Annotated in this window: 10 protein-coding genes; all 10 read right to left on the reverse strand. The window is 71.3% G+C overall.

The window, feature by feature from the left end; translation table 11 throughout:
• Positions 1–87: 87 nt before the first annotated feature.
• A complete protein-coding gene (locus H565_RS0102700) occupies positions 88–1,071 on the reverse strand; it encodes a hypothetical protein (protein WP_027459688.1) in 984 nt (327 codons plus the stop codon).
• A complete protein-coding gene (locus H565_RS16240; protein ID WP_027459689.1) occupies positions 1,068–1,280 on the reverse strand; it encodes a hypothetical protein in 213 nt (70 codons plus the stop codon). Before H565_RS16240 ends, H565_RS0102700 begins: the two co-directional genes overlap by 4 nt.
• Positions 1,277–1,525, reverse strand: a complete 249-nt coding sequence (locus H565_RS0102710; protein ID WP_169726647.1) for a hypothetical protein — start codon at positions 1,523–1,525, stop codon at positions 1,277–1,279. The genes H565_RS16240 and H565_RS0102710 overlap by 4 nt, the downstream gene beginning before the upstream one ends.
• An 11-nt stretch (positions 1,526–1,536) precedes the next feature.
• Positions 1,537–1,920 (reverse strand): hypothetical protein, encoded by a 384-nt coding sequence (locus H565_RS0102715; RefSeq protein WP_157468857.1) that lies wholly within the window; start codon positions 1,918–1,920, stop codon positions 1,537–1,539.
• On the reverse strand, positions 1,917–3,377 hold the full coding sequence (locus H565_RS16545) for a YfjI family protein (RefSeq protein WP_169726648.1): 1,461 nt from the start codon (positions 3,375–3,377) through the stop codon (positions 1,917–1,919). Before H565_RS16545 ends, H565_RS0102715 begins: the two co-directional genes overlap by 4 nt.
• Before the next feature lie 62 nt (positions 3,378–3,439).
• Positions 3,440–4,606 carry a bifunctional DNA primase/polymerase gene (locus H565_RS16550; protein ID WP_084542870.1) on the reverse strand — a complete coding sequence of 389 codons (1,167 nt, stop codon included), beginning with the start codon at positions 4,604–4,606 and terminating at the stop codon, positions 3,440–3,442.
• The gene (locus H565_RS0102730) at positions 4,603–5,130 is read right to left on the reverse strand and encodes a helix-turn-helix domain-containing protein (RefSeq protein ID WP_027459692.1); all 528 of its coding nucleotides are present in this window, start codon (positions 5,128–5,130) and stop codon (positions 4,603–4,605) included. Before H565_RS0102730 ends, H565_RS16550 begins: the two co-directional genes overlap by 4 nt.
• Entirely contained in the window at positions 5,117–5,368 is a 252-nt protein-coding gene (locus H565_RS16250; protein WP_027459693.1) for a hypothetical protein, read from the reverse strand. The genes H565_RS0102730 and H565_RS16250 overlap by 14 nt, the downstream gene beginning before the upstream one ends.
• A 368-nt stretch (positions 5,369–5,736) precedes the next feature.
• The gene (locus tag H565_RS14110; RefSeq protein WP_169726649.1) at positions 5,737–6,030 is read right to left on the reverse strand and encodes a helix-turn-helix domain-containing protein; all 294 of its coding nucleotides are present in this window, start codon (positions 6,028–6,030) and stop codon (positions 5,737–5,739) included.
• A 156-nt stretch (positions 6,031–6,186) separates the two neighbouring features.
• On the reverse strand, positions 6,187–7,212 hold the full coding sequence (locus H565_RS0102745) for a hypothetical protein (RefSeq protein WP_034408134.1): 1,026 nt from the start codon (positions 7,210–7,212) through the stop codon (positions 6,187–6,189).
• Positions 7,213–7,769 lie beyond the last annotated feature (557 nt).

Here is a 7,769-nt window from a genome sequence, read left to right on the forward strand (position 1 = left end):
TTTCCGACGTAAAAAAGGCGGCCCCAGAAGGGGCCGTCCACGGGTACGCGGGGGGGATGCTGGAGTTCTAGGGGTGCGCCCGCCCCGTCAGGTCTGCCCCCCCAGCACCCCCCGCAGCGGGGCGGGGGTAAGCTCGCCCTCGCGCTCGCGGCGGGCCGCTTCCAGGTCATGTAGGGCGCGGTAGAGCACCCGCTCAAGGTGGGCCTCATAGCGCGTGACCTTTTCCAGGGTCGGGGCCTGGGGCAGCGCGGCGAGGGCGAGGGCGTCCCGTTCAGCGGCCTGGGCTTCCCGCACGGCTTCCCGGAGCTGGGCCGCCCGCCGCCGTTGCCGCTCCGCGAGCAGCTCCAGCCGGGGGGCATAGGCTTCGCCCCACAGCTCCCGCGCATAGGCGAGCATCCCCGGCAACTCGCCCGGCTGAAACTCCCAATCGGAGTCCTTCAACTGCTCGACTTCGGCGCGGGTGGGCGTGCGCCCCAACAGCGCAGCCGCGAGCTTGCGCTCAAAGGCGGGCGGCAGGCGGGGGGATTCCGCCATGAAACTGAACAGCGTCCACCCCACCTCAGCCGCGTCATCTTCACTCAGCTCCAGGGCCGCGCTCCCGGCGGCCCAACGCTCCAGGTGCGCCGCTTGACGGTCCAGCCTCTGAGCAGTCATCTCCGCGAGCTGGGGAGAAGCCCGGTAGGTTTCGGCGGGCAACCCCCCCAGCGCGGCCACCTGCTGCCAAGCTTTCACCGCCGCCCCCGTCGCGCCAAAGGGTTCTTCTGCCGCGAGGCTGAGCCGCGCCCCGCGCTGCCCCGCGCTGACCTGGGCCGCCTCATAGCGGGCCACCCGGTCCAGCCGCCACAGGGCGAGGGCGGCCCGGTCCGCGAGGCGCTCTTCAAGGTAGGTGCTCGCCCCGGTGCTCTCGCGGATGAGGCGCACGTGCTCGGCGTACTCCGCCCGCTCGCCCAGCGGCACGTATTCACTGAGAATCCCGTGCCGCTGGGCGTTGCCGCCCCTGGGGGAACGCTCGACGCTCACGCCTTCCGGCAACCCCTCGCCAAAAGTTGTTTCGTAGTTTTCACTGTTCACTGTTCACCTCTGGGGCCGTGCCCCTCTAGCAGGCTCAGCGCCCGCTGTAGCTCGCGGGCGGTATGCCGCACCCGCTCGGCATAGGCCGCGTTTCTTTGGGCCGGGGTGCTCGCGTGCACTTCCATCAGGGCGAGCTTCACCCCACGCGGGGCGAGTTCCCAGAGGGCCGGGTCTACCCCGGCGGGCCGCCGCAACCTCAGCCGCGTCACGGCTCACCCCCAGCCCGGCCCAGCCCCAGCCGGGCCACCCGTGCCCGCGCTGAAGCGAGGCCCTGGGGGGTCAGCTCGCCGCGTTCGTCAAGGACGCCGCACCCCTGGGCCGTCACCTGCGCCGCTGCCCTGAGCCGGGCGAGCCGGGGAGCCTCAGCCCTCAGCAGCTCGCCCAGGCCCGGCACCGCTTGCCCCTCTAGGGTCTGGGCGTATGCACTCAGCGCGGCCCAGGTCACGGCGTTCATGCGCCCCCCGCTCACGCGGCCCCTCCCGGCGGGGGAAGGTCGGTATCCGGCTGGGCCGTGACCCCCGCCCGCAGCGCCCAGCGGGGCGCGGGGACGGTCATGCAGCGGGCCGCCTCATGCATGACGGCGGGCAGCCGCGAGGCCGCCGCCCAGGGTTCAAAGGCTCCCCGCCCGTGGGCGCAGGTACCCATGTAGCGCCCCTCGCTGGGGTCCGGGGTAAAGGCCCGGCAAGTGCCGCAGTGCCCGGCCATGAGGGCGCGGGCCGCCATGCTGGGCCGCCCCGCCCTCCCCTGGGGGCGAGGGGGCCGCGCTGCTGGGGTTGGGGCCGCCTGAGGCTGCTGGGCCTTTTGGCGGGCGAGCCTGAGGCGCTCTAGGGCCGCAGAAGAACCGGTCACGCGCTCACCTCGCCGTCTGCTTCTGCCCCGTCGAGCGCAGCGAGGGCGTCGGGGTGCACCCGCAGCGTCTTCACGGGCCGCCCACCCGCCTTGCCGCCGGGGGGCGGGCTGACTTCCACCCGCACCGCCCCGCAGTCTTCCAGCACCCGCAGCGCGGCCTCTAGGCGGGGTCCGGTCAGGGCCTCGCGGGCGTCACTCAGCGCCCGGCGCACCTCGGCCACTTTCTGCCCGTCGCACACCCGCCCGCGCTCGATAAAGCGCAGCACGGCGCGGGCGTCCATCACGTCCCGCCGCCGCCCCTCGCGCCAGAGTTTGCGGGCGTGGGCGGTGAGGGAATCGCACCAGGCCCACGCGAGCGCGGCGGATTCCTCGCCCACCTGCGCGGGGTGGGGGTGCTGGGCCGGGCCGCCCGCCGCCGCCACCTCCAGCGCGTGAAAGATGAGGGCGAGGCGGGCAAAGGTGCCGGGCTGCTTGCCCAGGTGGGCGCGGTAGGCTTCTCCCCGCGTCATGTCCCGCACCGCCGCCGCGTGCTCGCGCTCCCAAGCGTCATAGGCGGCTTGCCCGTCCGGGGTGTAGGTCAGCGGGGCCGCCCCGCCGCCGGGAAAGGTGCTGCCCAGGGCTTCCGGGGTGAGGGTCAGCAGCTCGCCCAGCAGCGCCGCCGCCCCCTCCCGCAGCTCCGGCGGGACCGGCTCGCGCTGGGCGGCTTGGTCAAAGTCGGGGAACAGGTCGGGCCACACGAACACCTGAAAGCGCTGCAAGAGGCCGTCCCCGGCCCCGCGCTGGGCGTCTATCAGGTCCGCGAGCGGCCCCGGCTGAATCCCGCCCAGCACCCCGACACACATCAGCGGGATATGCACGGTTCCGCGTGCGAGGCGGTCAAAGGTATACGACCCGGTGCCGTTCGCCGCTTCCAGATAGAAGGCGCGTTCCTGCTCGCGGCCCGCCCGCTCGAATCCGGCGAGCCATCCGGTCAGCTCATCGCGTATCACCGTCACGCCCTGGGGGTTATCCCGCAGAATCTCGCCCAGCTTTTCGGCGGTGGGGTCGTTAACGACGTACCGGGCGGGCCTCAGGGCCGCTTCTGCCGCAAGCAGTTCCTCGCGGGCTTCGGTGAGTTCATCGTCACCCGGCAGGGGCGGGGCGTCTTTGCTGCCCGCCAGTGCCCGCTTGAGCTGCCCCTCTAGGGCGTCGAGCCGGGCCGCCGCCTTGACCCGCGCCGTCTCCAGTTCGGAACGCTGGGCGTCCAGCCGTTCAAACTCTGCCCGCTGGGCACGGGTCAGGGGGTCCGCGCCCAGCGCGAGGGCGTGGCTTTTCTTGATGCTGGGCGGCCCGCAGATAGCCCCCCAGAGATTGGCGGGCACCGCTGGGGCGTTCGGCGCATTGCGTAGCCGCAGGCTCGCGGTTAGCAGCCCCCCCGCGCCCACCAACACCGGGGCGGCCACCATCTCCAGCGGCAACCCCGCCGCCCGCGCTTCCGCCTGTATCCAGGCCGCGAGGGGCCGGGGCAGCAGTTCGGCGCTCAGGGGGGCACGGGTTCGCTGAGGGGCGGCAGCGGGGTCACGTCCCCCCAGGCCACCGGGGGCAGGTCGGGCGCGGGCGCGGGCCGGGCAGCGCTCGCCTCCCCCCCAGCGCTGCCGCCCTGAGGCTGGGGCAACCCCAGCAGCCGGGCCGCTTTCTTCACCATCTCGCGCCGCGCTTCCGGCGTGGCCGTATACAGGTCCACCCCATGCGCGAGCAGCGCCCACACGCTAAAGGCGTCGCGGGGCAGGCCGTCCCCCAGCGGGTCCGCCGCGTGCCAGCTCATCACGACCGGGGCACCCCTGGGGGTGCGCTCTGGCCTCAGCCGCACTCCCGCTTGCCCGCTGGAAGAGTGCGGATAGAGCCATGGCCCACCGGGCGGCCCCTGATAGCCGTGCTCTGAGAGCACCTCCCCCAGCGAGCGCGAGGCGTTAAAGGCGTCAATGACGGACGCGCCCTCAGCCGCGCCGCCCCCCAGCCGCCCCAGGTCACGCGGGGCCGGGGCGGGCATCGGGGCAGGTGCCCAGGGGCACGCTGAGCGCATCACCGGCGCGAGTGCCCCCCAGCGCCCCCAGAGCCGCAGCAGCTCCGGGGGAAGTTCGGGTAAGTCGGCTACGCTCTCCGGCACCGGACCCGCCCAGGTGTAGGGCCGCCCGGTGTCGGGGTGCAGGCTGGGGGGCAAGATGTCGTGCACGGGGCCGCCCCGCAGCTCAAAGACGGTCAGGGGCGCGGGCCGCCCGCCGGGGCCTTTTTTGCCGCTGGGGTCGGGCCAGCTCAGGGCCTCATTCCTCAGGCTCAGGCCGTCCGGCACGCGCCAGAGGGGTTTTTCTCCCCGCTTGCCCCGAATCCGGTAGGGGTTGCCCGCCATGAGGGCCGCGAGGTCTACCCCCACCGCCGCAAGCGCGAGGGCCGCGCCGTCATGGTCCACGTCCAGCGCTGCCGTCTGGCTTTCGCTGTGCAGCAGCCCCACCCCGGCCCCAGGGTGGGCGGTGAGGTACTCGCGGGCCGCAGCGGGGGACGTTATCCACTGGGCAGGGTCAGAGTTCCAGCCCCTGACCCTGGGGCCTTTGGTGCCGGGGGGCACCGGGACCAGCACGAACCCCCCAGAGGCGAGGGCTTCCACCTGGGCGATACGGTCAGCGGGGCGGGGAAGGGGAGCGGCGGTCATACGCCCCCCCCAGCGCTGCCGGGGAACAGGGGGGGGATCAACTCGCCTTGTTCCGCCCGCTCGCGGGCTGCCGCCTGAGGGGTGGGCAGCGGGGCGTAAAGCATCTGGTAATCCACCCTGAGCCGCTGAAGGTCTTGTGCCAGGGCGAGCACGCGGGCAGAGTCCCGCACCCGCGCCGCTGCCACGATTCCGGCGCACAGCGGCAGCGCTTCCGGTAGGAAGTGGGTTTCAAAGTCGCCCACCTGACGCCGGTAGCGGGGGTCATGCCGCACGGCGGCCCAGGCCCCCCGACCGGCGCGGCCATAGGCGAGCACCTGCCGGGCGTCATACAGGGCGGCCATGACGGGCACCGGATGGGGCAGGGTGGCCGCGTAGCGCTCCAGCTCTTCCGGGGGCAGAAGGCAGCGCCCCCCGGCCCGAATGGGGGTCAGCTTGCCCCGCCAAATCAGCGCCCGCACGCCCCGCTCAGACTTCATCAGGGCGCGGGCCGCTTCCCGCACGGTCAGCAGCTCATAGCCCGTCATGGCTGCCCCCCTGGGGGACCAGGTGCGCCCCCTGAGCGTGCTGCTCGCCTATCCGCCCCAGCATGGCCGCCGCGAGGCGCTCCAGCTCCGCGAGGGCGGCCCCTTCCCCCGTGGCCCGCAGTTCCGGGGCCTCGCTCTCTAGGTAGGCGGTCAAGCTCGTGAGAAGGTCGCACAGCTCGCGGTATTCGGCAGCCGGGTCCGGGGTGAAGGGAGTAGGGGCGGGAGTAGAACCGGGCACCCTCCCAAAACCCCCTGGGCTACTCCCGCCCGCCGCTGGGGGCGGCGCTGGGAGGTTTTCCGCGCTGGGCGCGAGGTTTTCGCGCTGGGCGCTGGGGCTGGGCTGGGGTGCGGGGGAGTAGGCGCGGGGTTTCGGGGGGTTTTGGGGGGAACGGCTTTGAGCAAAACCTCGCCCCTCCGAAAGGTACTCCGATGCCGTCCAGCACGGCGTTTTCCCAACTTGTACCGAGTAGAAAAAGGGTTTTAGGGGTTTTAGCGGGCGATAGGAGAGCAGGAAAAAGGACGCGGCCCGGAACTCGCCTCTTCCCGTTAGGATGTGACAAAGGCCCCCCCGGCCCTGCCCCTGCCCCGCCTTCACGCGGGGCGGCTTCATTTGGTCCCCTGAACGGCTGCCGCCCGCCGCTCGGCACGCCAAGCGTCGAGCTGGGCGCGGTGAATGCGGTACACGGGCCGGGTTGCGGTGCCGTAGTTCTCGGCGGGCAGGCTGCCCGACCGGATTTCGCGGCGGATGAGGTCGGTGCCCACCCGCAAAAGGGCCGCCGTTTCAACCACGTCAAGCACGTGCAGGGCGTCGAGCTGTTCGGGGGTGAGGGTAGTCCGTTGCCGCCCGCCCCGTCTGCGGGGGGGAGCCGTCAGGGGGTTAACCGCCTGGGATTGCGTCATAGGTGCGCCTCGCGCTGTTGCCGCCCCTGCCCCGCGTCACTGGGGGCGAGGGGGGAAGAGCTGGGCGAGGTCTGAACTCTGGGCACCGCTGGGGGTGCGCCTCAGCCCCGGCCCGCGAGTGCTCAGCCGTGAAAGGTCAGGCCAAGCGCTGCCAGCTCAGGCGAGGGCCGGGGGCGCGAGGGGTGCCGTCGGGGGCCGTGGCCGGGCATACAGGGGCCGGGGGGCACGGGTACGGCGAGAGACAGGCCGGACGCGCCGGGCGAGGTGGGCGCGGTAGGCGGCGGCTTCAAGAGCGCGACGGGCGAGGGTGAGGGCGAGGGAAACCTGCCACCGCCGGGCATGAATGTTAGCGATGAGGGCGCTCACAGTGCCCTTTAGACCGCACAGATTGGCATAGGCCATGACCTGACCTAATAAGCGGCCTTCTTCAAAGCCGGCCACGAAGATGGGGAAGCGCAGGCGGCGGATGGTAGGGCCGGACTTCGCCAGACTTCTAGCCATGCTCTCAAGAAACTGGACGCGCTGAAGGTCTATGCCGTTCGCCGCGTAGCTCTTGCCGTTTACCTCCACGGCTTCCACGCTAGGGGCGAGCATTCTAAGGCGGTCTTCCCTAAGTTCGCGGGCGGCTTCGCGGGCCTCTTCGCGCTTCCGCCTACGGGTGCGGGGGTCCCCCCATGCTGTCAATCCGCGCCGCCCTTCCACCTGCCGCCGTATCAGGTGGGCTGCCCATGCCACACGGTCTAGGGCTTCGAGCTTCCGAAACCGCCGCCGCCTCGCCCCCGTCTTCCACCGGACACTAGGCCGCACTTTTTCATGCGCGGCCCGCCTCAGGGCGGCGAGCTGTTCCGCCCCGTTCTCCACCTTGAGGGCCGGAGCGGGGGCGCGGGGTGCCCGGCGAGCGGCGAGGAACGCCCAGAGGCCCAGGCGGTACACCCCAGCGCCGCCCATGACGGCCCGGCGGTAGTGCCGCACGGCCCAGGCTTCCGGGGTGAGGGTGAGGGTGCCGTCAGGGGTGACGGTGCCGCTTGTGCGCTTCATCCGCAGTTCCCCGATGCGCCGCCCAGCAGGGCGGAAAGGGGTGAAGCGCAGCGCTTCAGATACATGCCACTCTCCCAATATCGTCACCCCATATCCCCCGACATTCAGCCGGGAAGTGACGGGGGCGGGGCGGGGCAGGGACATGCCGCTATAGTACGCCGCGTTACGCCCCAGGGGGGAGGGGATTGTTGGAGTTGCAAACCTTTTGCAAACTCACAGGGCAAAACCGCCCCTCACCATTCCTGACCGGGCGTAATGCCTTTTGGGGGATTTTGCCATCTGGGCGCGGTTTTTCTATATTTGCGTCCTCCCCCAGCCTTGCCCGTCATCCCCCCGCTCATGTTGTTCGTAATCAGTAGGTCGTCGGTTCAAATCCGACCTCTGGCTCCACCAAAGGAACCCGCCTGCGTCTGGGCGGGCTTTTTTATTGCCCGCCTGTGATGCCCCCTGCCCCCTGCGGACCCCACATGGGCAGCATACGACCGTCTCACTACCTGATTCCAGATGTGGGCCGTCTGCCCCCAGATCACAGGGCACAGTTTCACACTAATAAGTTTTAGTGTAGCGGTCTGAGCGGCACTTCTGCCCCAGAATTACCTGTGAATTATCTCTCTAGGGGTCAAAAGTGGCGAGAAAGTCGGGAAACGCGCGTGCAGCCCCACGGTTGGGCTTGGTCAGCACGGCGCGAAGGGCATCCAGGC

It is taken from the genome of Deinococcus murrayi DSM 11303, assembly GCF_000482805.1.
Lineage (GTDB): Bacteria > Deinococcota > Deinococci > Deinococcales > Deinococcaceae > Deinococcus > Deinococcus murrayi.

Bases quoted from the DNA above. Each gene is read 5' to 3' on its own strand.
- H565_RS0102710 (WP_169726647.1), bottom strand. From the start codon at position 1,525: ATGAACGCCGTGACCTGGGCCGCGCTGAGTGCATACGCCCAGACCCTA.
- H565_RS16550 (WP_084542870.1), bottom strand. From the start codon at position 4,606: ATGACCGCCGCTCCCCTTCCCCGCCCCGCTGACCGTATCGCCCAGGTG.
- H565_RS0102730 (WP_027459692.1), bottom strand. From the start codon at position 5,130: ATGACGGGCTATGAGCTGCTGACCGTGCGGGAAGCGGCCCGCGCCCTG.
- H565_RS14110 (WP_169726649.1), bottom strand. From the start codon at position 6,030: ATGACGCAATCCCAGGCGGTTAACCCCCTGACGGCTCCCCCCCGCAGA.
- H565_RS0102745 (WP_034408134.1), bottom strand. From the start codon at position 7,212: ATGTCCCTGCCCCGCCCCGCCCCCGTCACTTCCCGGCTGAATGTCGGG.